This window comes from Massilia agri, assembly GCF_024753255.1.
GTDB lineage: Bacteria > Pseudomonadota > Gammaproteobacteria > Burkholderiales > Burkholderiaceae_D > Telluria > Telluria agri.
Map to the genome: position 1 here is coordinate 426,201 of NZ_JANUHA010000001.1, position 24,282 is coordinate 450,482.

Sequence of the window (24,282 nt, forward strand, 5' to 3'; positions counted from 1 at the left end):
GTTCCCCGACGATCCGCAATCCTACGATGCTACAAGAATTCAAGCCTCCCTGCGCAGCATCGCCTCGATCCCCTGCGGCGCTACCGGCCTGCTGAAGCAATACCCCTGCATCTGGTCGCAGCCATGCTGCTGCAGGAAAGCCAGCTGCTCCTGGGTCTCCACCCCTTCGGCAATCACGTTCAGCTTCATCGAGTGCGCCAGCGCGATCACGGCGTTGACGATGGCGGCGTCGTCGGCATCCTGGGTCAGGTCCATCACGAAGGAGCGGTCGATCTTGAGGCTGTGGATCGGGAAGCGCTTCAGGCTGGCCAGGCTCGAGTAGCCGGTGCCGAAGTCGTCGATCGCCAGCTGCACGCCCATCGCGGCCAGGCGCCCCATGGTCTCGGTCGCGGCGACCGGGTTTTCCATCAGCACGCTCTCGGTGATCTCCAGGGTCAGGAAGGCCGGATCGCAGCCCGTTTCCTTCAGCAGGACGCCCACGCGCTGGGCCACGTCCTGGCCGAGGAACTGGCGCGCCGACAGGTTCACGCTGACGCGCACCGGCGGCAGGCCGGCATCGACCCAGGCCTTCTGCTGGCGCATGGCGGTCGCCAATACCCAGTCGCCGATCGGGACGATCAGGCCGGTCTCTTCGGCCAGCGGAATGAACTCGGCGGGCGACACCATCTCGCGGTCCAGCGGCTGCCAGCGCAGCAGGGCCTCGACCCCGGTCACGACGCCGCTGCCGATGTCGACCACGGGCTGGTAGTGCAGCAGGAATTCCTGGCGCTGCAGGGCGCGCTGCAGCGCGCCTTCCATGCGCAGGTGCTCGTAGGCCTGGGCGCCCATCTCTGCCGTATAGAAGGAATAGTGGTTGCCGCCCTGCCCCTTGGAGCCGTACATCGCGCTGTCGGCGCACTTGAGCAGGGTGGTGCTGTCCTCGCCGTCGCGCGGGTACATCGCGATGCCGATCGAGCCGGAAGGGAAGACTTCCTGGCCGCGCAGCGTCAATGGCTGGAACAGGTTGTCGAGCAGCTTGCGCGCCACCTTGGCGGCATCGTCCTTGCCGGCCAGGTCGGGCAGCACCACCACGAATTCGTCGCCGCCCTGGCGCGCCACGGTGTCGCTCTCGCGCAGGCTGCTCGACAGGCGGCGGGCGATCTCGACGATCAGCTGGTCGCCGGCATCGTGTCCCAGGCTGTCGTTGACGTGCTTGAAGCGGTCAAGGTCGATGAACATCACCGCCACCTGGCGCCGCGTGCGGTGGGCGTGCATGATGGCCTGGCCGAGGCGGTCCTGCATCAGGACCCGGTTCGGCAGGCCGGTCAGCGCGTCGTGGTTGGCCATGCGCAGCAGGGCTTCCTCGGCCTGCTTCTGGCGCTGGATGTCCTTGACCACGCAGATGAAACGCTGGTTGCCGTTGGCGTCGCGCATGCTCGACACGGTCACGCTGACCCAGACGCGGGCGCCGTCGCGGCGCAGCAGGCGCTTCTCGCGCTGGTACTCGCTGATCTCGCCCGCCCTCAGGCCGCCGATCAGCGCCTGTTCGTCGACCAGGTCTTCCTCGCACATGAACTGCTGGTAGAAGCGGGCCAGCAGCTCGATTTCGCTGTAGCCGAGGATCTGCGACATCTTGCTGTTGGTGCGCAGCACGCGGCCGTCGGCGCCCAGCAGCACGATGCCGACCGCGGCCTGGTTGAAGGTCAGGCGGAAGAATTCCTCGCTTTCCTGCAGGCGCAGGCGCGCCTTGCGGCGGAAGGTGATGTCCTGGCCGATCAATAGCAGGATGTGGACCCCGTCCTTGCGGGCGCGCCGGATGTTGAAGTCGACGTAGCGCACGCCGTCGGCGCGGCCGTCGAGCGTGACCAGCACATTGTCGTGGGGCGCGCCGGTGCGCAGGGTCTCGGCGGCGCAGGCGGCCAGTTCCGGACAGGGAATCAGTTCGATCAACGGCAGCCTTTCCTCGGCCAGCGCCTCGTCCGGGGCGCCCAGCAGGTCGGCCATCATGCGGTTCATCGAACAGGCGCGCAGCTCGCTATCGACCACCACCAGGCCGGCCGGCATGCCGTCGATGACCTGTTCGAGGTAGTTCTGGTTCTGCAGATTGGCGAGCTGGTCGGCGTGGGCATAGGTGTCGAGCGCTAGGCCCATGTCGAAGCAGACGATCTTGAGGATCGCCTCGACGGCGGCCCGGAAGCGCTCGGGCTGGCCGTGCAGGCGGCGCCACAGGATGTCGTGCAGCTCGGACAGGTATTTGCGGTAGGCGCCGATATACCACTTCGGATCCAGGCCGATGCGCTGGTGGGTCACGCCGACGCGCAGGCGCTCCCGGATGTAGTCCTGGCCGTAGTCGCCGTTCGTCAGGCTGCTGAAGTAGCTCGCCTGCACGTGGCGCAGGCGCGTTTCGGCGCCCGGGCCGAGCAGGGCGCTCAGCTGGGGGAAGGCCAGCAAATGGGCATAGAAGCGGTCGGAAAAGGCGTCGCGCTGCGTGTCCAGCAGCTCGTGGATGTCGCGCAGCGCCGCCACATCGGCTTCGCCGAGTTCGAGGAAGGCCTTGCGCGCCTCGACCTCGTCGGAATCGAGCCCGATTTCACGCGCGATGTCGTCGATGACGTCGTGGAAAGTGCGCAGCTCATGGGAGGACGATGCGGGAGGCTGTTCCGTGCTGCTTCGATGCGGGGATGTCATGCTGGGACCTGCAGCTGAAATATTTACTCTGGGATAGTGTCATTGCATGATAGCAATCGCTTAACATGAGATCGAGTAAATATTCACGAATACTCACGAGCTGTTGTTAATTAGCCATACTGTTGGTGTGGTTTTATTGCCTACCGCAAATAAACCATTGGGATGGCGCAACACCTCGGCGTGAAGCCGGCAGCACAGTAGGACGATTCCCAACCCGAGGAGACCGTCATGCAGCGCCTGCCCCTTTCCCTTTCTCCCCTGCTCCTGCTGCTCGCCGCCGCCCCGAGTCCGGCCCAGGACCTCGGTGTCACCGTCACGCCGGTGCGCCAGCAGTACGGCCGCAGCGACGAAGTGCAGGTGCGCGTCACCTTCACCAACAACAGCGCCGCCCCGCAATACGTCTTGAAGTGGCATACGCCGGTCGAGGGGATGACGTCGCCCCTGTTCGAGGTGCAGCGCGACGGCCAGCAGGTGCGCTACCTCGGCATCCACGCCAAGCGCCCGGCGCCCGGGCCAGGCGACTACCTGCTGCTGGCGCCGGGCGCCACGCTCAGCAGCACCGTCGAGCTGTCGGCGCTCTACGAGATGAACGTGACGGGTTCCTATACCCTGCGCTACCGCACCAGCGCATCAGGCCTGTTCGCGACGCCTTCCCTGCGCCCGCTGGCCGGGACCCTGGCCTCCAGCCCCGTCTCGATCTGGATCGAGGGCCGCCTGCCGCGCGGCGCCCGTCCGCCGGCCAAGGTGGCGGCAAGCGGCGCGGGACTGGAATTCAGCAAGTGCTCGAACGCCCAACAGGAACAGCTGGCGCTGGCCGTCGACGCGGGCCGCGCGATGACGGTCGACGCCCATGCCTACCTGGGCGCGGGGCCGAACTACGGGGCGCGCTATACCGGCTGGTTCGGGGCGCTCGATGCGACGCGCGGGACCAAGGTGGCCGGCAATTTCGCGGCGATCCGCGACGCCTTCGAGAACAAGCCGCTCAAGGTCGACTGCGGCTGCAACGAGCCCTACTTCGCCTATGTGTATCCGGCCCAGCCCTATACGATCTATGTGTGCAAGGGCTTCTGGACCGCCCCGCTCACGGGCACGGATTCGCGCGGCGGCACCCTCCTGCATGAACTCAGCCATTTCGACGTGGTGGCCGGCACCGACGACCATGTCTACGGCCAGCAGGGCGCGGCCGAGCTGGCGCGTACCAGTCCGGAGCGCGCCATCAACAATGCCGACTCGCACGAATACTTCGGGGAGAACACGCCGCCGCAACAATGATCAGGCGGCTTAGCACTTGTACAGACAAATTACCAGCGCACGATTCTACATTTTCAGGTTCTGTTGATTTTTCACAAATTTTGTAACACCCGGAGCGAATCGACTTTACACCGGCTCAGCATTCCGTAAATATTGTTTGCGTTGTCTCCATATCATCGGAGCAACTCAATAAGGCCCGACAGGGCCACATAACACTATTTTCATACGGAGAATGAACATGAGCTTCAATCGCTTCATGAAGTCGGCAGTCGGCATCGCTGCGCTCGCGGCAGCATGCAACGCGGCCGCCGCGCCCAAGGGCGTGGCGGTCACCCTCGTTCCCGAAAAAACGGCGCTGGGGCAGACGGACGATGTGGTGGTGCGCGTCACCTTCACCAATACCTCGTCCGTGCCGCAGTACATCCTGAAGTTCCGCACGCCCTTCAACGGCATCGAGGAAGCCCTGTTCGACATCAAGCGCGACGGCCAGCCGGTACCCTACCTGGGCGCCCACATCAAGCGCGCGGCGCCGACCAGGTCCGACTACTTCGTGCTGAAACCGGGCGCCTCGCACAGCATGAAGGTCGAGCTGTCCGCGCTGTACGACATGAGCGTGAGCGGCGACTACCAGATCGCCTACAAGACCTCGTCGCCGCAGCTCTTCCTGGCCCAGCCCCAGGACAACGCCCGCGCCGGCGCGGCCGCCGCCTTCGACGCCGACAATGCCAGCGTCGACAACGCCTCGCTCGCGTCAAACCCGGTGTCGGTCTGGATCGACGGCCGCGTGGCGCGTGGCCAGAAGTCGCAGCTCATGCTCGACATCGAGGAAATGAAGCGCGCCGCGGCGCAGCCGGCTGCCGCCAGCCTGAGCTTCAGCAAGTGCACGACCTCGCAGCAGACCACCATCGCCCAGGCGATGTCGGCCGGCAGCAACATGGCCAGCAATAGCGACGCCTACATGCAGAACGGCGTGATCGGCACCCGCTACACCAAGTGGTTCGGCGCCAACAACGCCACCCGCGTGGCCACCGTGAAGTCGCACTTCGCGGCCATCAAGGACGCCTTCGCCAACAAGCCCGTGACCGTGGACTGCGGCTGCAAGCAGAACTACTACGCCTACGTCTACCCGACCCAGCCCTACAAGATCTACGTCTGCAAGGCCTTCTGGGCCGCGCCGATGACCGGCACCGATTCGAAGGGCGGCACCCTGGTGCATGAGATGAGCCACTTCAACGTGGTGGCCGGCACCGACGACCACGTGTACGGCCAGTCGGGCGCCGCCAGCCTGGCGATCAGCGACCCGGCCAAGGCGGTCGACAACGCCGACTCGCACGAGTACTTCGCAGAGAACACGCCGGCGCTGAATTGACCGAGCCCGTTTGACATTGTTCGGGGTGGGCAAGGCGTGCCGGACTTCGGATGTTTTGCAATGCAAGCACGATTTCCGGCCCCAGCCTTGCCCAGGCAAGCCTTGGGTGGTACGCACATACGGCAGCGCTTCCTGCTCAGCTATTCATGCAATAGCTGTCGGGAAACTTTACAATAGGAAATTGACATCCACGTAAATATGAATAAATACAGCAACTTATCAAGGTGGCATGATTGTTGCTAAAACGTCAGGGCTAACTATAACCAGAGGGATCCCTGATGAAAACCAAACAACTCCTGACCGCCTTCCTGCTCGCCACCGGACTGTGCGCTGGCCATGCCCACGCCGGCCTGCTCGGTAGCACCGCCACCTTCGAATACCGCTTCCCGACTGTCGGCGACATCTACACCGGCGAAGGAATGGCGCCGCAAACCGCCACGGTCGGCAATGGCGTCGAGTTCGTTGTCGAGGGCATGTATTCGATCGACGTCCAGGACGAGCGCATCGTATACAGCGTCCTCCACGACCTGGGCTGGAACAACACCGTCGAGCATAACGGCCCGCGCATCACCTTCGCCGGTGTGACGATCGATTTTGCCGCCCTGGACACCGTGAACACCAGCCTCGGCGGCGCAGGACTCGTGCTCACCTGGGCGCCGTCCTATGTTGACCTGAACTGGAAAGACTACGATGGCAAGTCGATTGTCGTGAATGTGGGCGTGGCGCCGAGCGATGTTCCCGAACCGGCATCGTTTGCCCTGCTGGCTGCCGGCCTGGCCGGCGCCGGTCTCGCACGCCGCCGCTCGCGCCGTTGAACTGCCTGGCCTGACTGGCCCCCGGGCCGTGCTCACGTGCTCGGCTTCACGGGCGCCGCAACCGGCGCCCTGCCGGCGCCACTAACGGTCACGGCAACCCACGCGACCCGCTAACGCCCGGTGAAGCTGAACTTCACCGGCGCCGCGGGGCTGCTCCGAACTGCGTCGAGCTGCCCGATGTCGGCCAGCCAGGGACCGTCGTAGCGGATCTCGTAGCTGTTCTTCCCCTTGCGGAAAGCATAGGTCGGCGTGATGTCGATGGTATTCATGTGCATGGAGTGCGGCTTCACTTCCTGGTAATCGCTCGCGGTGAGCGCGCCGCGCTTGACTATCATGCCGGTGTAGTCGACCGGCTTTCCCTGCGCATCCAGCACCTCGAAGCGGCGCCCGGTCAGCTCGTCGCCGGCAGCCACTTCGCGCGGCACCCAGATGGGGGTGTCGCCGCGATTCTCGATCATCAGGCGCACCTTCACCTTGCCGGCGCCGGTCTCGACCTCGAGCTGGTGGCGCACCGGCGTGTCCTTCTCCACCGCGCCGACGGCGCTCACCAGGCCACCCAGGGCGAAGGCCAGCACAGGCAGGAATCGTATGAGATGCGGTTTGACATGCATGCGTGCTCCTATGAAAGAATATTTCACCCAGACTGCCAAAACGTTATTTTATTTCACTGTACCAGCAGCGGCTCCGGCGTCGTCGCGAGGATCATCACCGCCACGCGGCGGTTCCTGGCCTGGTTCAACGGCGTATCGTTCGGCGCCACCGGGCGCGTGGCGCCATGGCCGATGGCCGACAGGCGCGCGTCCGCAACGCCCTGCTCGATGAAGAGGCGCACCACGCTGGCGGCGCGCACCGCCGAGAGTTCCCAGTTCGATGGATACTGCTCGTTCGTGATCGGCAGGTTGTCGGTATGCCCTTCGACCTCGATCGCATGCGGATCGTTCTTGAGCAAGCCCGCCACTTCGCCCAGCACTTCGCGCGCGTCCGGCTGCAGCACGGCCTGGCCCTGGTCGAAGAGCACGCTGGCGTTGAGCTCCACGCTGACGCCGCGCGCATTCTGCGTCACCCTCACCTGGCCCGATTTCACGAGGGGCATCAGGGTCGCCGTCAAGTCTTTGGCCAGCACTTCCATGCGTTCGCGCTCGCGCCGCGCCGCTTCCAGGCGCTTGCGGTTGACGATGTGGGAGAGCGGCAGCACCGGCTCGACATTGGTGTTCACCTGCGGCGCCGCGCCGCGTCCGCCGAATGCGTCGCCCAGCGCTTCGGACAGCACCGCGTACTTGCCCTCGTTGACGATGGAGATCGCGTACATCACCACGAAGAAGGCGAACAGCAGGGTGATGAAGTCGGCGTAGGAAATCAGCCAGCGCTCATGGTGTTCGCCGGCGGCTACCATATCGTCGTAGCGTTTGCGCGCCATACCGGCCTTAGTGACGGGCCAGCAGGCTGGCCACGCGCTCGTCGACCACGCGGGTATGGTCGCCGGTGGCCAGGTCGTGGAAGACTTCGGCGAGGATCTCGTACTGGGCCACCTTGTCGCTGACGATGGCCTTCAATTTATTCCCGACCGGGTAAAAGAACAGGTTGGCCAGGCCCACGCCATAGACGGTGGACACGAAGGCGATGGCGATGCCCGAGCCGAGCCGCGAGGGATCGGACAGGTTTTCCATCACGTGGATCAGGCCCAGCACGGCGCCCAGGATGCCGATGGTCGGCGCATACCCGGCCGCCGATTCCCAGATGCGCGCCGCCTGGCGCTGCGAGAATTCGTAGGCATTGATCTCGCCCTCTAACAAGCTGCGGATCTTGTCGGGGTTGATGCCGTCGACCACCAGGCGCAGGCCCTTCTGGACGAACTTGTCCTTCGTGCCCATGTACTGCTCGAGCGAGAGCAGGCCGTCGCGGCGCGCGGAGAGACTCCACAGCGCGATTTCCTGCGACAGTTTCTGGCGTCCCGATTTGGGCGGGAAGAACACCCAGCGCAGCATGCGCATGCCCAGCGCGAAGCTGCGCTTGTCGCTCTGCAGCAGCACGGCTCCGAAGGTGCCGACCACCACGATGGCGAAGGCCGCCGGCTGGACCAGCGAGGCGAACTTGCCGCCATCGAGCGTATGGCCGACCAGGATGCCCGCGATCGCGAGCACCAGCCCGGCTACGCTTGCCCAGTCCACAACTGCTCCTTGAGGGCGGCGCGCAGGCGCGAGACCGCCTGGGTGTGCAGCTGCGACACCCGCGACTCGCTGACGCCCATGACGGCGCCGATTTCCTTCAGATTCAGTTCTTCCTCATAGTAGAGGCCCATCAGCATCTTCTCGCGCGGCGGGAGATTGTCGATGGCGTCGATGACCGCCTGGCGGAAGCCCGTATCCAGCAGGCTGCGCAGCGGGTCGCTGTCGTCCACGGCATAGCGGTCGAGGAAGCCGTCGCTGCCGTCCTCGCTGTCGTGGAAATCTTCGTAGTAGACCAGCTGGTGGCCGCCCGAGTCGCCCAGCATTTCCTGGTAGTCGGCGAGCGACATCTTGAGCGACTTGGCGATCTCGGATTCGCTGGCCGGACGGCCCAGGCGCTGCTGCAGCGCCTCCATCGCGGCCTCGACCTTGCGCATGTTCTGGCGCGTGCTGCGCGGCATCCAGTCGCTGTTGCGCAGCTCGTCGAGCATGGCGCCACGGATGCGCAGCACCGCATAGGTCTCGAACTGGGCCCCGTGGTTGTCCTCGTAGCGGTTGATCGCGTCGAGCAGGCCCATCATGCCCGCCTGGACCAGGTCATCGACTTCCACCGAAGGCGGCAGCTTGGCCTTCATGTGGTGGGCAAGGCGCTTCACCAACGGCATGTGCTCCGTCAGCAAATGGTTCTTGTCCGCTTTCCCTTTGACCGTGTACATGCGTTAGTGTTCTTTTTCTCTTGGTTTGGCTTGTCGTAGGGTGGGCAATTTCGTAATTCAGGCCACTGGCCTGAATTACTGCCCACGCGTTCAACTACACCTGGCGTTACCACTCCACATGCCATAGTTGAACGCGTGGGCGGAGGACCGCCCACCCTACCACTGCCTGAATTCATGCCCGCATTGCATGCAGCGCGAACTTGCCGGCCAGGCGGCGGAACGCAACCGATGCACCCGCCAGCGGGAAGGCATCGACCACGGCCCGCCCCAGGCGCGCAGCCCGGTGCAGGTACTCGTCGGCCGGCACCGAGCCCATCGAGCTCAGGCTGACCGCCAGGTAACGGCTTGCTGCGGTAGACATATTATCGTATACAACCTTGGCCTCGGCCTCTGTCGCGCCAGTAACCAGGATGCCGAAGGGGCGGCGGCCCAGTTGCTGGGACAGGCGCTTGATCAGGGCATAGGCATTCGTGATCGAAGCGGCCGAGGTTCCCACCTGCACCACGATCTCGGACGAGGCCATCAGCGGCAGCGGAAATTCGCCGTCCGGGCCCAGTTCGCCGTCGACCATCACGATGCCGGCCTGCTTGACCAGCACGTCGAAGGTCTTGGCCAGGCGCCGGGTGTCCGTGTTGCCGACGGGAGTGCCGAGGGTGGCCACCGAAAAGCCCTGGGGCACGGCGTGCATCACCTGGTTCAGGGCCGCTTCCTGGCGCGCCACGCTGGCCAGCGTGGCCGAACGGTTCAGGCCGAGGCGGCGGGCCACGCCGTAGTCGCGCTCGCAGGCGTCGACGATCAGGACGTCGTTGCCGGTCTGGGCCAGCGAGGCGCCCAGGTTGACCAGCATGGCGCCCTTGTCGTCTTCAGGGGTGGCGGACAGAAAAGTCACGATGCGCGGGCGCGGGCCCTGCAGCATCCGGCGCAGGCCTTCGGCCTGGTCGAAATCGAAACTAGCCAAGGTGCACCTCGCGCATGCTGCGGTCTGCGGCGGCCGCGGACATCATCATCGGCAGGTCGGCGTCGCCGAACTGGTTTGCGGCGTTGCGGGTATTGCGGAAGGCGCGGTCGATCAGCATGGCGCGGTCAGCCAGGTGCAGGTCTTCCGGCACGCGCTGGCCGTTCGAGATGTAGTGCAGGTTCAGCTTCTGGCGGATCACGACGTCCAGCACATTGCCGATCGAGGCGGCTTCGTCCAGCTTGGTCATGATGCAGCCGGCCAGGCCGCTGCCCTGGTAGGCGCGCACCACTTCATTCAGGGTCTCGTTGGTCGAGGTCGCGTTCAGGCACAGCAGGCGCTTTACGTCGGCGCCGGACTCGCTCAGCATGGCGACCTGCTCGGTCACCATCTGGTCGCGCTGCGACATGCCGATGGTGTCGATCAGCACGGTGTGCTTGTTTTTCAGTTCTTTCAGGGCGATGCGCAGGTCGGCCTCATCCTTCACCGAGTGCACCATCACGCCCAGGATCTTGCCGTAGATGCGCAGCTGCTCGTGGCCGCCGATACGATAGGCATCGGTGGTGATCAGGGCCAGCTTGTCCGGGCCGTGGCGCATCACGCAGCGGGCCGCCAGCTTGGCGGTGGTGGTGGTCTTGCCGACGCCGGTCGGGCCGACCAGGGCGAACACGCCGCCACGGTTCAGGAGGTCGTCTTCGTTGGTGATGGTGGTCAGGTTGCGGGCCAGGACGGTCTTGATCCAGCGCAGCGCGTCGGCGGCGTCCTTGGTGGCCGGCATTTTTTCGATGAGGTAGCGCGCCAGGGTCGCCGAGAAGCCGGCGGCCAGCATCTCGCGCAGCACGGCGGCCTTCTGCGGCTCGCGCTGGGCGGTGGCGTTCCAGGACAGCTCGGCCAGCTGGGTCTCCATCAGGCCGCGCATGGCGCGGATCTCGCTCATCATGCCGCTCATCTCGGCGGCAGCGGATTCCTTGGCCTGGGCGATGGCGGCGCTCATCATCTGGGTCATGGCGGCCATGTCGATGCCCGGCTCCGGGGTCGGGGCGCGGCGGTTGACGTAGGTCGGCGGGATTTCCGGCTCGATGGCGGGAGCGGCACGGCGCTCGACATAGGGTTGGCCGGCGAACGGATCCGTCATCGACGGTGCGGCGGCGCGCGCGGCCGGCTGCTGGCGCACTTGTGGCTGCGGATCGCGGGCAGCGGCGGCGAAGGCGCTGCGCGAGAAGGTCGGTTCCGGGTCGAAATCGCTGTCGAAGGCGCTGAAGGCGGCCGGCTGCGGCTCCTCGATGGCCGGGGCGGACAGCGAGGCGACGTCGTCGTTGTCCAGCGCCAGGATCTCGACCACGCCGTCGACCGGGCGATTCGAGAGGATGACCGCGTCAGGACCCAGCGCTTCGCGCACTTTGCGCAATGCATCCCTGGAAGTCGCTGCAGTAAATTTCTTCACGTTCATCTTGTTCTCCGCACTTCAATCATGTTCGCCGCGGGCGAAACCGCCCGTCCATAGCCAGCATTATTGGCGATGCCGTGAGGAAACCATCGTGGGAGAAAGAAGGGGAAATGGGCCTATTTCCAAAGGCGGACCGCACGCGGGGCTCAGCCAGCCCTAGATGTCCGGGTCTTGCGAGAGCTCAGCAAGCGCTTGAGCTGATTCACTACGATCTAAAGCTTGCAGTCCTTTACCAGGAGGAGTCGATGCTAGAGTGCTCGTTCGATCTCAACGGAAAGCCGATGAGCGCAGTTAAACTGAACAAGATGCTATTTCCGGCGTTTTCCGGCCTTGGCGCGCATGCGAACCGGCGGGAGTTCGCTTGTCATGCCAGCGTCGGGCCGATTCCTCCCGGGGTGTACTACATCGTGGATCGCCAGTCCGGGGGCCGGCTTGGTGTCTTCCGTGATCTCTTTAGCGACAAATCAGACTGGTTTGCTCTTTACGCGATGGACAAAAAAATTGACGACGAAACCTTCTGCAACAATGTGAAACGAGGAAGTTTTCGACTTCACCCCAAGGGCAACCTTGGTATCAGCCAAGGTTGCATCACCATCGACAAGCGCGCCGATTTCAATACTCTGCGTACCCACATCAAAGCCGGCGGCCAGATCGCCATCCCCGGCAGCGAGCTCAAAGCGTACGGGCGGGTGACGGTCAAGTGAAAACGGCCAGCGCGCGCATCGCACTTCTCGTCTGGATCCTCGTTGCCACTGCAGCGCTGGCGCACTTATGGATCGCTCGTCCAGACCTGGGACCGCATATGCCTCCCGCTATTTCACTCTGGCTACTTGAACTGTATGGCTCAAGCAACGGGGAGGAGCTGCGCGATCTCGAAACCCTGGTCGCGCTCGCTTGCTCATTCTTTGCCGTGCTCCTCCTGACCGCTTCGAGCCTGATCCTCTGGCGGCGACTGGGAAAGGGCGCGAAAACTTCCTAGCACCAAACATTCTTCGCCGCTTGCCCTCCCCTATTACATCGGCACGCCAACCAGGCTGGTCACCCGGATCGTCTTGGACTCCGGAACCTCATTGTGCGACAGCACCTTCAGCTGCGGCACCGCGCGGCGCAGGAAGCGCGACAGCAACACGCGCAGCGGGGCCGGCACCAGCAGCACGGGGGTGTGGCCCATCTGCTCCTGCTGCTGGGCGGCATTCGCCGCCTGTTGCGCGATCGTGTCGGCCAGGCCCGGCTCGATGCCGGTACCGTCGCCGCCCGCCCCCATGGCCTGCATCAGCAGGCGCTCGAGGCGGTTGTCCAGGGTCATGACCGACAGCTCGTTGGTGCCCGGGAACAGTTGCTGGACGATGGCGCGGCCCAGGGCCACGCGGACCATGGCGGTCAGCTCGTTCGGATCCTGGGTCTGGCCCGCGTATTCCGACAGCGCCTCGATGATGGTGCGCATGTCGCGGATGTGCACGCCTTCCTGCAGCAGGTTTTGCAGGACCTTCTGCAGGGTCGACAGGGAAACGACCTTCGGCACCAGCTCGTCGACCAATTTCGGGGTTTCCTTACCCAGGTGGTCGAGCAGCGCCTGCACTTCCAGGCGGCCCAGCAGTTCCGAGGCGTGCATGGTGATCAGGTGGTTCAGGTGGGTCGCCACCACGGTGCCGGCGTCGACCACGGTGTAGCCCAGGCTCTGGGCTTCGTCGCGCAGGCTGGCGTCGATCCAGGTGGCGGGCAGGCCAAAGGCGGGGTCGGTGGTCACCAGGCCCGGCAGCGTGCCGCTGGCCATGCCCGGGTTGATCGCCAGGAACTGGCCGTTCATCGCTTCGCCCGCGCCCACTTCCACGCCCTTCAGGGTGATGCGGTAGGCCGAGGGTTTCAGCTCCAGGTTGTCGCGGATGTGCACCGGCGGCGCCAGGAAGCCGACTTCCTGGGCGAACTTCTTGCGGATGCCCTTGATGCGCTTGAGCAGCTCGCCGCCCTGGTTCTTGTCGACCAGGGGAATCAGGCGGTAGCCCACTTCCAGGCCCAGGGTGTCGACCGGCATGACGTCCTGCCAGGTCGCCTCTTCCGACTCGGCCGGCGCACCTGCGCCACCCGCGCCACCCGCGGCGCCACCTGCGGCGGCTGCCGCTTCGGCCTCCGCGGCTTCCCGGGCCGGCTGGTCCTTCTTGCGCTTGGCGATCATGTAGCCGCCGCCGCACAGGACGCTGCCCAGCAGCAGGAAGACCAGGTTCGGCATGCCCGGGATCATGCCCAGGGCGAAGATGATGCCGCCGGTGATGTACAGGGCCTCCGGCCGGGCGAACAGCTGGTTGGTCACCTGGCTGCTGATGTCGTCTTCGTTGGCCACGCGCGAGACCACCATACCGGCGGCGATCGAGATGATCAGCGAGGGGATCTGCGCCACCAGGCCGTCACCGATGGCCAGCAGCGTATAGGTTTCCGCCGCCTGGCCTGCGGCCAGGTCGTGCTGCACGATGCCGACGATCAGGCCGCCGATCACGTTGATCAGGGTGATCATGATGCCGGCGACGGCGTCGCCCTTGACGTATTTCGAGGCGCCGTCCATCGCGCCATAGAATTCGGCTTCCTGCGCCACTTCGTTGCGGCGCTTGCGGGCGTCGGCTTCGCCGATCAGGCCGGCGTTCAGGTCGGCGTCGATCGCCATCTGCTTGCCCGGCATCGCGTCCAGGGCGAAGCGCGCGCCGACTTCCGCGATACGGCCCGCGCCCTTGGTCACGACCGAGAAGTTAATGATCGTCAGGATGATGAAGACGACGATACCGACGGTGAAGTTACCGCCGATCAGGAAGTGGCCGAAGGCTTCGACCACCTTGCCGGCGGCGGCGCCGCCGGTGTGGCCCTCGGTGAGGACGATGCGGGTAGAAGCGACGTTGAGCGCCAGGCGCAACATCGTGGAGATCAGGAGGATGGCCGGGAAAGCCATGAAGTCGAGCGGCTTGACCGTGTACAGGGCGGTCAAGAGCACGATGACGGACAGCGCGATGTTAAAGCTGAAGAACACGTCCAGCACGAAGGCCGGCAGCGGCAGGATCATCATCGCCAGCAGGACGACGATGAAGATCGGGGCGGCGAGCGCGCTGGCGCCCTTGGCCGCAAGGCCGTTCGCCCATGCCGGCAGTTTGATGCTGTTGTTCATTAATGCAACACTCCGTTATTGCTTCCAGGGCCCTTGTAGGCCGGGTCATTCGGGTCCATCTCGGCCGGCACCGCCAGTTTCGTCGGACGATCCGGGTAGATGCCCTCGCCTTTCTTGTAGGCGCGCAGCTGGTAGACGTAGGCCAGGACTTCCGCCACCGCCGAGAACAGCTTTTCGGGGATCTCTTCGTCGATGTCGGTGTGCTTGTACAGCGCACGGGCCAGGGCCGGAGCTTCCAGCAGGGTCACTTTATGCTCGGCGCCCAGTTCGCGGATCTTGGCAGCCACGTCGTCCACGCCCTTGGCCACCACGCGCGGCGCGCCCTTCTGGCCGTCGGTGTACTTCAGCGCCACCGCATAGTGGGTCGGGTTGGTGACGATCACATCCGCAGTAGGGACATTCTGCATCATGCGGCCGCGCGCCATTTCGCGCTGCATCTGGCGAATCTTGCCCTTAATCTGAGGATTGCCGTCCGATTCCTTGGATTCCTGGATCACTTCCTGGCGCGTCATCTTCATCTTGTCGTGGTAGTGATAAAGCTGCCACGGGGCGTCGATCAGCGCGATCACGCCATAGGCGCCGACGATGAAGAGGAAGGCCTTGGCCATCAGCTCGCCCACGTGGGTGCTGCCGACATTGAGCGGCTCCAGCGCCAGGCCGAGCATCGCGTCCTTCTCGCCCATGATGACCACCCAGGCCACGGCGCCGATCACCAGGGTCTTGGCGACGGCCTTCAGGAGTTCGACCAGGGAATTGGTGGAGACCATGTTGCCGATGCCCGTGATCGGGTTCAGCTTCATGAAGTTCGGCATGAACGCCTTGCTGGAGAAGTTCCAGCCGCCGATCAGGAGCGGCGAGGCGAGCGCGATCAGCATGATGGCGCCGGCCAGCGGCAGGCAGGCGAGCAGCACCGCCACCAGGTCGGTGGTGATGCGTTCGATCAGGATCGAGGGGTTGTAGACCTGTTCACGATTCAGCGACAGGCCCGACTGGAGGGCAAGCTCGAGCTTGCCGACGAGCGAGCCGCCGGTCATCCACAGGCCGGCGCCTGCGACCATCAGGACAGCAAACGTGGCAAGTTCGCGCGACCTGGGAACGTCGCCTTCTTCGCGGGCTTTATCGAGCCTTTGTTGTGACGCTGGTTCTGTCTTTTCTGCGTCGCTGTCGCCTGCCATCCACCGCGCTCCTGTTGGGTACGTCTACCGAAAACAGGATTATCTCAGGTGTTGCCGTACGGCTAGAAGCGAAACAGGCTCGCAAATACCCGCTATTTGCACTTGTTTGCAGGAAAGCGACTCAGCAGTGAACGCCGAGCCGCTGTTTTGCTGGCAGCTTGCCAACAGCACTGGTCAAACTGGAACGGCCGCGCTGGCGTAACGATTCGGCTTGCTTTCCTGGGCGAGCAGGACGATAACAGCGATCCAACCGATGATCGGGATCAGGAGAAGCAGCTGCCACCAGCCGCTGCGGTCGGTGTCGTGCAGGCGGCGGGCGCCGGCGGCCAGCGAAGGAATGATGGTGGCCAGGTTGAAGATCGCTGCGACCGTATCGCTGGCCATGCTCAGCACGAGTCCCGTCAGTACAAGGAAGAGAAAGAACCACCAGTACTCGGAACGCGAAGCGGTGCCGTCGAAGGTAGCGTATTTGCTGAAGCAGGTGGAGATCGATTCGGTGAAGGTCATCTTGCGCTCGTTCCGTAAAAAAGTTGAAAGAGGGCAACATAGCACGCCATGCAGTCCGTAAATATCTCGGATTGTCACGTCGCGCGATCATCCGGCCTGCAGCGGCTGCACTGGCGAAGGCGCTAAAGCGCCGCCTGCCGCCACTAAACTCGCAGGCCGAGGCAGGCCTTGCGTAGGCAAACATCCCGAACTTCATTATTGTTGTGCAGGCTGCAACCTTGATGGAGGATGACCACAGTGAAAAAAATAGCCGCCCTGCTCGCACTTGCCCTCTCGGGCGCCCTCGCCGCGTCCGCGCACGCGGGCAACCCGATCGTCCCCGGCTGGTACGCCGACCCCGAGATCCGCATCTTCGGCAAGACCTACTGGATCTACCCGACCTTCTCCGCCCCCTATGGCGCGCCCGTCCCCGCATCGCGCTTCACGCCGGAACAGCAGCGCATGCGCGAGCGCAAGGACCTGATCTGGGAGCCCTACCTGCACCAGACCTATATGGACGTCTTCTCGTCGACCGACCTGGTGCACTGGACCAAGCATCCGCGCGCGCTCGACGTCGAGAACGTGAAGTGGGCGGCCTACGCCCTGTGGGCGCCGTCGGCCATCGAACACAAGGGCAAGTACTACCTCTTCTTCGGCGCCAACGACATCAAGAGCAACGGGCAGCTGGGCGGGATCGGCGTCGCGGTCAGCGACCGCCCCGAGGGACCGTTCAAGGATGCGCTGGGACGCCCGCTGATCGACCAGATCGTCAACGGCGCCCAGCCGATCGACCAGATGGTGTTCAAGGACGACGACGGCCAGGTCTATATGTACTACGGCGGCTGGAAGCACGCGAACGTGGTCAAGCTCGCACCCGACCTGCTCAGCGTCGTGCCCTTCCCGGACGGCAGCACCTACAAGGAGATCACGCCCGATCCGGCCTATGTGGAAGGCTCCTTCATGGCCAAGCGCAAGGGCGTGTATTACCTGATGTGGTCAGAGGGCGGCTGGACGGGGCCGGACTACAAGGTCGCCTATGCCATGAGTTCGTCGCCCTTCGGTCCCTTCAAGCGCATCGGCACCATCCTGCAGCAGGACGCCCGCATCGCGCGCGGCGCGGGGCACCACTCGGTGGTCAACATCCCCGGCACCGACGACTGGTACATCGCCTACCACCGCCGCCCGCTCGACAAGACCGACGGCAGCCACCGCGAGATGGCGATCGAGCCGATGTTCTTCAATGCGGATGGCACCATCAAGCCGGTGGTGCTGACCAACGAGGGCGTAGAACCACGGCAGCTGTAGGGTGGTCGGCTTCGCCGACCGCGCGTCCAACTCCGGCATGCGGTGTGGCTTCGCATGATCTGGCTGAACGCGCGGTCGGCATAGCCGACCACCCTACGCCGCTTTGCTACCGGGAAAACTCACCACGGTGCCGTCGAACTGGAAGGCGCCGGCCTCCATCAGCTCCCATCCGCCCTCGCCCGTCAGGCGCAGCACGTGGGTATGGTGGCGCAGCACGGCGGGCCGGTGGGCGATGCTGACCAGGGTCGTGCCCTTCGCGCGCAGCAGCGCGTACAGCGCGGCCTCGTTGCTGCCGTCGAGGGCACTGGTCGCCTCGTCGAGGAAGACGATGCGCGGCGCGTGCACCAGCACCCGGGCGAAAGCCAGGCGCTGCTGCTCGCCGACCGAGAGCAGCTTGTCCCAGTCCTGCACGGCATCCAGGCCGCCCGCGCGCTCGGCCAGGCGCGGCAGCTGCACCTGCTGCAGGATGCGCAGCAACGCCGCGTCATCCAGCGGTGACGCGCTGCTGGGGTAGACCAGCTGGCTGCGCAGGGTGCCCGGCTGCAGATAGGGCTGCTGCGGCAGGAAGAAGCAGTCGTGCGCGGGCGGATGGTGGATGGTGCCGCTCCCCCTGCACCACAGGCCCGCGATCGCCCGCAGCAGCGAACTCTTGCCGCAGCCGCTTTCGCCCGTGATCAGGAGCGCGTCGCCCGGCGTCAAGGAGAGGCTCAAGTCCCTGACCAGCACCCGGCTCGACTGCGGCGGATGCAGCGTCAGCTTGTCCAGCGCGAGCTGCTGCGCGGGGAGCATCGCGATGCGCGGCTCGTTCGCCGGGTCCTGGGCTGTCGCATCCGGCAGCACCAGCCGCGCCAGCGCATGCAGGCGGCCGATGCCGGTGACAAAGCGGCTCAGGCTCTCGAAGTTGTCGACGATGACGCCGACGGCGGACAGCACGGCGGTGAACGCCCCGGCGGCCTGCACTGCCTTGCCCACCTCGAGTTCGCCCGACAGCACGCCCTTCGCCAGGATCACGAAGGGCAGCACCAGGGTCAGCTGGCTGAAGCTGCGCTGGAACAGGTTGAGCGAACGCTGGCGCCTGATCAGGCCTGCGAAGTTGCGGAACACCTTGTCGAAGGCGCCGTCGATGTGGGCGCGCTCCTGCGCTTCGCCGCGGTAGAAGGCGATGGATTCGGCATTCTCGCGCAGGCGCATCAGGCTGAAACGGAAATCCGCCTCGCGCCGCAGCTGCCAGAAGTTCAGGTGGATCAGCGGCTTGCCGAAGACGCAGAGCGCGACCACGGTGCCGGCCAGCGCGTACGTCACCAGCACACCGACCAGCAGGTGCGAGATCGACCACAGCACGGCGCTGAAGGCCACCAGCTGCATCAGCGAGCCGAGGAAAATCAGCAGGAAGTGGATCGACCTGCCGGTGAAGGTGTTGATGTCTTCGCTGATGCGCTGGTCCGGGTTGTCGATCTCCCCGTCGCCGCCCAGCGCGTAGTACTTTCGTCCACCGAGGTAGCCGTCGAGGAAGCGGCCCGTCAGCCAGCGCCGCCACTGGTTCGCGAACAGGTCGCGCATGTAGTAATAGAAAGCGTAGGCCGGCACCGCGAAGGCCAGGATGAACAGGCAGGTGTGCACCGAGGTCCAGAAGCGGTCGGCGCTCCTGCCCGCCAGCGCCGACGTCATCTCGCCGGCCTGGTCGTTGAGCATGACGGCCAGCTTGGTCTCGACCAGCATCAGCACGACCAGGAGCAGCAGCAGGGACCAGGCCCTGCCCTTCTCTTCACCCAGCCAGTAGGGTTTCGCCACGCCGAGGAACTGCTTCCAGGCGGCGAGCGAGAGGGGCGCTGCCCGGGGCGGTGCTGCTGGCGCCGCCGCGCCCTGTGCGTTGGAGGCGTCGGCGGTAGCGAGAGGTGGCGTGCTCATGGCGGTGATGCGGTAACCCGGCAGGGTGTTGGTTCACCTCCAGAATACGGCTGGGCAGGCCGCTGTTCCGTGCGAAAGCGGACATAGCGCCCAGCCCTCTACTTGAGTACCACCCGCGCGACGACCGGATGGTGGTCCGACGGATAGCGCCGCTCGAACGAATCGCTCAGCACCGCATACTTGAGCACCTCGGCGTGCCGGTCGACGAAGATGTAGTCGATGCGGTCCTGCATGGCGGCATCCAGGCGGAAGGCGTTGAAGGTGCCGACCGGGCCATAGGGCGGCGATTGGCTGGCCTGGCGTGCGTCGCGCATCGTCTTGCTCATCGCCTGGATCTGCGGCGTCTCCGGTGTGGAGTTGAAGTCGCCCACGCAGATGGCCGGTTCGCCGCGGCTGATCTCGGCGATCTTGCGCAGCACCAGGTCGGCCGAGGCGCGCCGGGCCTGCTGTCCCTCGTGGTCGAAGTGGACCGAGAACACGTAGAACACGCGGTTGCTCGTGCGGTCGCGCAGGCGCGCCCATGAGGCGAGCCGATGGCAGCATGTGGCGTCCCAGCCGAAGGAAGGACGATCGGGCGTTTCGCTGAGCCAGAAGTCGCCCTTGCCCAGCAAGGCGAAGCGGCTCTTGCGGAAGAAGATCGCCGAATGCTCGCCGGCCTGCCTGCCGTCGTCGCGGCCCACGCCGACGTGGTCGAACTCCTCCATCTGCGCCAGGTCGGCGATCTGGCCGGCCAGCCCTTCCTGGGTGCCGAAGACATCGAACTCGTGGTAGCGGATCAGGGCCTTGACGGCGTCCTTGCGGGCCGGCCAGGCATTGGGGCCGTCGCCGGGGTTGTTGTAGCGCAGGTTGTAGGTGGCGACGTTGAAGGGCTGCGGCTCGGCAGCCGACGCGGCGGGCGTCCAGGCCAGCAGGATCAGCGCGGCGCAGGCGAGAAAACGAGAGAGAGAACGTGTGTTCATGTGAATGGTCCCGGGATGAAATGCACCCCGAAGAGTTAACCACATTCGAAGGAATGTGTTGCGCAAATGAAGGAGAAGCCGCACCGTTTTAGGTCTTTTACTAAAACGGCGGCGACCGTCATTCGCCCTGGCGGGTGCCCTTGCGATAGTCGCTCGGGCTGCTGCCGGTCCAGTGCCTGAATGCGCGGCAAAAGCCGGTGGCGTTCGAGAAGCCCAGGTCGAAGGCCAGCGCTTCCACGCCGGTGTTCGAATTGGCCAGCCGGTGGACCGCGATATCCCGGCGCAGCCCGTCCTTCACCGACTGGAAATGCGTGCCCTCTTGCGCGAAACGGCGGTTGAGCGTGCGCACGGAGGTGTGCAGGGCCTGCGCGAGATCCTGGATCGTGACCGGCTGCGCGATGTGCTGCTCGAGGTAGTCGCGCGTCTTCGCGGTGAGCGAGGCGCGGTGGAAGGCGCTGAAGGTCCAGTCCTCGGGCGCCCGCTTCAGGAAGGCCCACAGCTCGTGCTTTTCGCGCCTGAACTGCTCGGCGCAATCCTGGTAGTGGAAATCGACGCTTGTTGCCGCCGCATCGAAGCGCAGCTCGCCGGGAAAGAGGAAGGCGTAGTCCTCCGCATGCCGCGGCCTCGCGAAGCCGAAACAGACCTGGTGCAGGTTGATCTCCCGGCCCAGCAGCCAGGAGGCGATGCCGTGGACCAGCTTCATCATGAGCTCGTGCGCCAGCGGCGTGACCCGGGCGCCGGGCGCGCGCTCGACCAGCTTGATGCTCACCAGCCGGTTCTTCGTCGAGATCTGCAGCCGGAAGTCGTCCAGCAGCAGGTTCCAGAAGCGCACGAAGCGGTTCAGGGCCACCAGCACGGTCGGCGCATCCAGCAGGCTGAGCATCAGGTACTTCAGGGTGCCGCTACGGATCGGCCTGGACCACAGCCCCAGCATCTCGTCGTCGAGCGTCGCCGCCACCGTCCGGTACAGCGCCGCGTACTGCTGGCGCGTGAGACGCGCGTCAGGCTGCACCAGCAGGGACTGGGGAATCGCCGCACTGCCGAGTGCGAGCAGCGCCGCCTCGTCGCCGTGACGGGTGCGCAGGGCGTCGAGCATTCCGTGAAGGAAGTGCGCCGAGACCGTGAGGGAGCGTTGCCAGGACTGGTCCATAGGTCCGTATTATGGCGCACTTTGCACATTGATTGGCGCGATCAGCCAACTATTCCGATCACGCCTCCCTATACTGGCGCATGAATGCTACCGCATCCCTTCCCTCGCGGGGACCGGCGGATGGCGTATTTTGCAAATTAGACAGGAGCATGGTGTGAGTACAAAGCGTATTGTCGTGACCGGCATGGGAATGGTGTCGCCCCTGGGCGTCGGCGTCGAGGCCGCCTGGCGGCGCCTGCTGGACGGCCAGTCCGGCCTGGTCGCCCTGCCGATCGACGTCACGGACGGCATCGCGGCCAAGGTCGGCGGCGCGGTGCCGGTGTTGAGTGCGGATTGCCCGTGGGGCTTCGATCCCGACCGCGCGGTCGAGCCCAAGGACCAGAAGAAGATGGACCGCTTCACCATGTTCGCCCTGGCCGCGGCCCAGGAAGCCCTGCAGCAGGCCGGCTGGCAGCCGGACAGCGAGGAGGCGCGCGAACGGACGGCCACCATCGTCGGCTCCGGCGTGGGTGGCTTCGGCGCCATCGTCGATGCCGTCAGGACGACGGATGGACGCGGGCCGAAGCGGCTGTCGCCCTTCACGGTGCCGAGCTTCCTGGCGAATATGGCGGCCGGCCACATCTCGATCCGCCACGGCTTTCGCGGCCCGCTGGGCGCGCCCGTGACGGCCTGCGCGGCCAGCGCGCAAGCCATCGGCGACGCGATGCGCCTGATCCGCGCCGGCGAAGCCGATGTCGCCGTCTGCGGCGGCGCCGAGGCCTGCATCGACCGCGTCAGCTTCGGCGCCTTCGCCGCCGCGCGCACCATGTCCACCAGCTTCAACGAGGAGCCGGCCCGCGCCTCGCGTCCCTTCGACGTCGCCCGCGACGGCTTCGTCATGGGCGAAGGCGCCGGCATGCTGGTAATCGAGGAACTGGAACATGCCCTGCGCCGCGGCGCCACGCCGATCATGGAACTGCTCGGCTACGGCACCAGCGCCGATGCCTACCACATGACCTCCCCGCCCGACGACGGCGCCGGCGGACGGCGCGCGATGGAACTGGCGATCCGCCAGGCGAAGCTGGCGCCGGAGCAGATCGGACACCTGAATGCGCATGCGACGTCCACGCCGGTGGGCGACATCAGCGAGCTGGCCGCCATCCGGACCATCTTTGGCGCGGGACGCGGGCCGGCCGTGTCGGCCACAAAATCCTCGACGGGGCACCTGCTGGGCGCGGCCGGCGGCGTGGAGGCGATCTTCACGGTGCTGGCGCTGCGCGACCAGGTCGCGCCGGCGACCCTGAACGTGGAGCAGCTCGATCCGGCGGCGGAAGGCGTCGACGTCGTCAGCGGCTCGGCGCGCAGCATCGCAACGAACCATGCGATCTCGAACGGTTTCGGTTTCGGGGGCGTGAATGCGAGCCTGGTGTTCGGCCGGCTTTGATTCAGTCTTGCGCTTCGGCGCCTGGAGAAGCCGGGCGCAAACGCGAGAGGAGCCGGAAGACGAGCAGGATGGCGGCGTAATACATGGCAATGTCGAGGACAAGCGGCCCTACGTAGAGCGTGTCTTCGAAGAAGGAGAGCCTTCCCTCGACCGATATTCCCGGCTGATCGAACAGGTAGGCGAAGGGAAAGCCTCCCTTCAGCGCCGGCTTGTAGCAGGGATCGTTACCGACTGGTCCACACAGATTGCCGCTTTGGACCAGTTCGGGGCCAATGCGCTCGACATTTGACGACAGCAGCGCCAGCGCGATTGCCGCGATGAAGACGAGGCATACGAGACCCGGTTTGGCCAGGCGCTTCTTCATGGCGGCACATATGGTTGGAATGGCCGGGCTTACCTCTTCCACATGGCCGTCGCGAACTGCAGGCGCTTCTCTTCGCGATCCTCGAACGCGAAACGCGTCGCGCAGCCGAGCTCAGCGCTGCAATCCAGGTTGATCACGGCATCCTTCCACTCCCACTGGGCCGTGCGGCGCTGTTCGTCGGTATGGAATGCGCGCAGGTTCTTCCCGAGACGCGCGGTGAGGGAACCCCTGATCTTCGCAAACTCGTCGGCGCGCGCGGAATGAACGGTCACCGAGAGCAGGACGCCGTGCCTGTCGACCGTTGCGCCATAGGTGCCGGGAGCCGTCCATTCGTGTTTGTTGGCAGACGGCGGCACCACCAGGGAACCGGACTGGATGCCGCCCTTGAGGATCTTCGGCGCCTTGACCCAGCATGGCGAGGTCGCATCCCTGGCCGGCCCCTCGCTCGGGCACAGCGCGATGGGCGTCTGCATCTTCTTACCCAGCGGCATACCCAACTCCTTCATCGGTTCGGCGGCTTGCGCGGCGCCGGCCGTGCAGAGAAGCAGAAACGCGAGACGAGAGATGCTGTTCATGTGAATCCTCCGAATTGACGACGCCATGGACCCATTATAGTGAGCGCTACTTGCCGGAATCTCAACGATTATTGCCGACCCCGCACTTCCACGCCCTCGTAGATTTTCCCGGTCGCGTCCTTGAGCCCCGCATGCGGCAGGAAGCCATCCGAGATCGTCATGATCGCGTGCAGGTTGTCCCTCAGCTTGTCCAGCTCGATCTCTCCGGGCTTGAGCGCGGTCTGCAGCAGGTGGATCGCCATGTCGGCCAGCAGCAGGCGCTGCTTCTCAAACCACTCCGGCGAAGGTTGGCCCTCTCCCTTGACGGCCGTGTGGCGCAGAGCCGCCTCCTCAATCACCGCATGTATCTGCCAGCCGCTCTTGATGATGCCGGCTCTCGTCAGCTCGTCCATATTGTCCTCGTC

22 protein-coding genes are annotated in these 24,282 nt (G+C 65.2%); 6 read left to right on the forward strand and 16 right to left on the reverse strand.

The window, feature by feature from the left end; translation table 11 throughout:
- Positions 1–39: 39 nt before the first annotated feature.
- Complete coding sequence (locus tag NX780_RS01945) at positions 40–2,667, reverse strand: EAL domain-containing protein (protein ID WP_258826183.1); 2,628 nt, start codon at positions 2,665–2,667, stop codon at positions 40–42.
- Positions 2,668–2,895: 228 nt separating this feature from the next.
- On the opposite strand from NX780_RS01945, the gene NX780_RS01950 reads away from it, so the two are divergent.
- From NX780_RS01950 to NX780_RS01960, 3 genes are all read left to right on the forward strand, one after another.
- A complete protein-coding gene (locus tag NX780_RS01950; RefSeq protein WP_258826184.1) occupies positions 2,896–3,939 on the forward strand; it encodes a M35 family metalloendopeptidase in 1,044 nt (347 codons plus the stop codon).
- A gap of 217 nt (positions 3,940–4,156) precedes the next feature.
- Positions 4,157–5,287: a M35 family metalloendopeptidase gene (locus NX780_RS01955; RefSeq protein ID WP_258826185.1), complete on the forward strand. Its 1,131-nt coding sequence runs from the start codon at positions 4,157–4,159 to the stop codon at positions 5,285–5,287.
- A 278-nt stretch (positions 5,288–5,565) separates the two neighbouring features.
- The gene (locus tag NX780_RS01960) at positions 5,566–6,102 is read left to right on the forward strand and encodes a PEP-CTERM sorting domain-containing protein (RefSeq protein WP_258826186.1); all 537 of its coding nucleotides are present in this window, start codon (positions 5,566–5,568) and stop codon (positions 6,100–6,102) included.
- A gap of 110 nt (positions 6,103–6,212) precedes the next feature.
- On the opposite strand, the gene NX780_RS01965 is transcribed toward NX780_RS01960, so the two are convergent.
- The 6 genes from NX780_RS01965 to flhF form a co-directional block, all read right to left on the reverse strand.
- On the reverse strand, positions 6,213–6,713 hold the full coding sequence (locus tag NX780_RS01965; protein WP_258826187.1) for a hypothetical protein: 501 nt from the start codon (positions 6,711–6,713) through the stop codon (positions 6,213–6,215).
- Between the two features lie 53 nt (positions 6,714–6,766).
- Positions 6,767–7,519 (reverse strand): flagellar motor protein MotD, encoded by a 753-nt coding sequence (gene motD, locus NX780_RS01970; protein WP_258826188.1) that lies wholly within the window; start codon positions 7,517–7,519, stop codon positions 6,767–6,769.
- 7 nt (positions 7,520–7,526) lie between these two features.
- A complete protein-coding gene (locus NX780_RS01975) occupies positions 7,527–8,270 on the reverse strand; it encodes a flagellar motor protein (RefSeq protein ID WP_258826189.1) in 744 nt (247 codons plus the stop codon).
- Entirely contained in the window at positions 8,252–8,983 is a 732-nt protein-coding gene (locus NX780_RS01980; RefSeq protein WP_258826190.1) for an RNA polymerase sigma factor FliA, read from the reverse strand. Before NX780_RS01980 ends, NX780_RS01975 begins: the two co-directional genes overlap by 19 nt.
- A gap of 172 nt (positions 8,984–9,155) precedes the next feature.
- Positions 9,156–9,941 carry a MinD/ParA family ATP-binding protein gene (locus NX780_RS01985; RefSeq protein ID WP_258826191.1) on the reverse strand — a complete coding sequence of 262 codons (786 nt, stop codon included), beginning with the start codon at positions 9,939–9,941 and terminating at the stop codon, positions 9,156–9,158.
- A complete protein-coding gene (gene flhF, locus NX780_RS01990) occupies positions 9,934–11,388 on the reverse strand; it encodes a flagellar biosynthesis GTPase FlhF (RefSeq protein ID WP_258826192.1) in 1,455 nt (484 codons plus the stop codon). The genes NX780_RS01985 and flhF overlap by 8 nt, the downstream gene beginning before the upstream one ends.
- Before the next feature lie 242 nt (positions 11,389–11,630).
- On the opposite strand from flhF, the gene NX780_RS01995 reads away from it, so the two are divergent.
- Positions 11,631–12,089, forward strand: a complete 459-nt coding sequence (locus tag NX780_RS01995; protein WP_258826193.1) for a DUF2778 domain-containing protein — start codon at positions 11,631–11,633, stop codon at positions 12,087–12,089.
- A gap of 308 nt (positions 12,090–12,397) precedes the next feature.
- Here the strand turns inward: NX780_RS01995 and flhA are convergent, their stop codons facing one another.
- The 3 genes from flhA to NX780_RS02010 all read right to left on the reverse strand — a co-directional run bounded on the left by flhA (position 12,398) and on the right by NX780_RS02010 (position 16,215).
- The gene (flhA, locus tag NX780_RS02000) at positions 12,398–14,533 is read right to left on the reverse strand and encodes a flagellar biosynthesis protein FlhA (RefSeq protein WP_258826194.1); all 2,136 of its coding nucleotides are present in this window, start codon (positions 14,531–14,533) and stop codon (positions 12,398–12,400) included.
- Positions 14,533–15,708, reverse strand: coding sequence for a flagellar biosynthesis protein FlhB (flhB, locus tag NX780_RS02005; protein ID WP_258826195.1), 1,176 nt, complete (start codon positions 15,706–15,708; stop codon positions 14,533–14,535). The genes flhA and flhB overlap by 1 nt, the downstream gene beginning before the upstream one ends.
- A 174-nt stretch (positions 15,709–15,882) precedes the next feature.
- The gene (locus tag NX780_RS02010; protein ID WP_258826196.1) at positions 15,883–16,215 is read right to left on the reverse strand and encodes a DUF805 domain-containing protein; all 333 of its coding nucleotides are present in this window, start codon (positions 16,213–16,215) and stop codon (positions 15,883–15,885) included.
- 237 nt (positions 16,216–16,452) lie between these two features.
- On the opposite strand from NX780_RS02010, the gene NX780_RS02015 reads away from it, so the two are divergent.
- Positions 16,453–17,499 (forward strand): glycoside hydrolase family 43 protein, encoded by a 1,047-nt coding sequence (locus NX780_RS02015; RefSeq protein WP_258826197.1) that lies wholly within the window; start codon positions 16,453–16,455, stop codon positions 17,497–17,499.
- Positions 17,500–17,592: 93 nt separating this feature from the next.
- On the opposite strand, the gene NX780_RS02020 is transcribed toward NX780_RS02015, so the two are convergent.
- The 3 genes from NX780_RS02020 to NX780_RS02030 form a co-directional block, all read right to left on the reverse strand.
- A complete protein-coding gene (locus tag NX780_RS02020; protein WP_258826198.1) occupies positions 17,593–19,407 on the reverse strand; it encodes an ABC transporter ATP-binding protein/permease in 1,815 nt (604 codons plus the stop codon).
- A gap of 98 nt (positions 19,408–19,505) precedes the next feature.
- Complete coding sequence (locus NX780_RS02025) at positions 19,506–20,366, reverse strand: endonuclease/exonuclease/phosphatase family protein (RefSeq protein ID WP_258826199.1); 861 nt, start codon at positions 20,364–20,366, stop codon at positions 19,506–19,508.
- 118 nt (positions 20,367–20,484) lie between these two features.
- Positions 20,485–21,516, reverse strand: coding sequence for an AraC family transcriptional regulator (locus NX780_RS02030; protein WP_258826200.1), 1,032 nt, complete (start codon positions 21,514–21,516; stop codon positions 20,485–20,487).
- Between the two features lie 154 nt (positions 21,517–21,670).
- Between NX780_RS02030 and fabF the strand changes: the two genes are divergently transcribed.
- Entirely contained in the window at positions 21,671–22,939 is a 1,269-nt protein-coding gene (gene fabF, locus NX780_RS02035; RefSeq protein WP_258826201.1) for a beta-ketoacyl-ACP synthase II, read from the forward strand.
- A 1-nt stretch (position 22,940) separates the two neighbouring features.
- Here fabF and NX780_RS02040 read toward each other — a convergent pair whose 3' ends face one another.
- The 3 genes from NX780_RS02040 to NX780_RS02050 form a co-directional block, all read right to left on the reverse strand.
- On the reverse strand, positions 22,941–23,303 hold the full coding sequence (locus NX780_RS02040; protein ID WP_258826202.1) for a hypothetical protein: 363 nt from the start codon (positions 23,301–23,303) through the stop codon (positions 22,941–22,943).
- Positions 23,304–23,332: 29 nt separating this feature from the next.
- Positions 23,333–23,878: a hypothetical protein gene (locus tag NX780_RS02045; RefSeq protein ID WP_258826203.1), complete on the reverse strand. Its 546-nt coding sequence runs from the start codon at positions 23,876–23,878 to the stop codon at positions 23,333–23,335.
- Positions 23,879–23,946: 68 nt separating this feature from the next.
- Positions 23,947–24,270 carry a hypothetical protein gene (locus NX780_RS02050; RefSeq protein ID WP_258826204.1) on the reverse strand — a complete coding sequence of 108 codons (324 nt, stop codon included), beginning with the start codon at positions 24,268–24,270 and terminating at the stop codon, positions 23,947–23,949.
- Between the last annotated feature and the right edge of the window lie 12 nt (positions 24,271–24,282).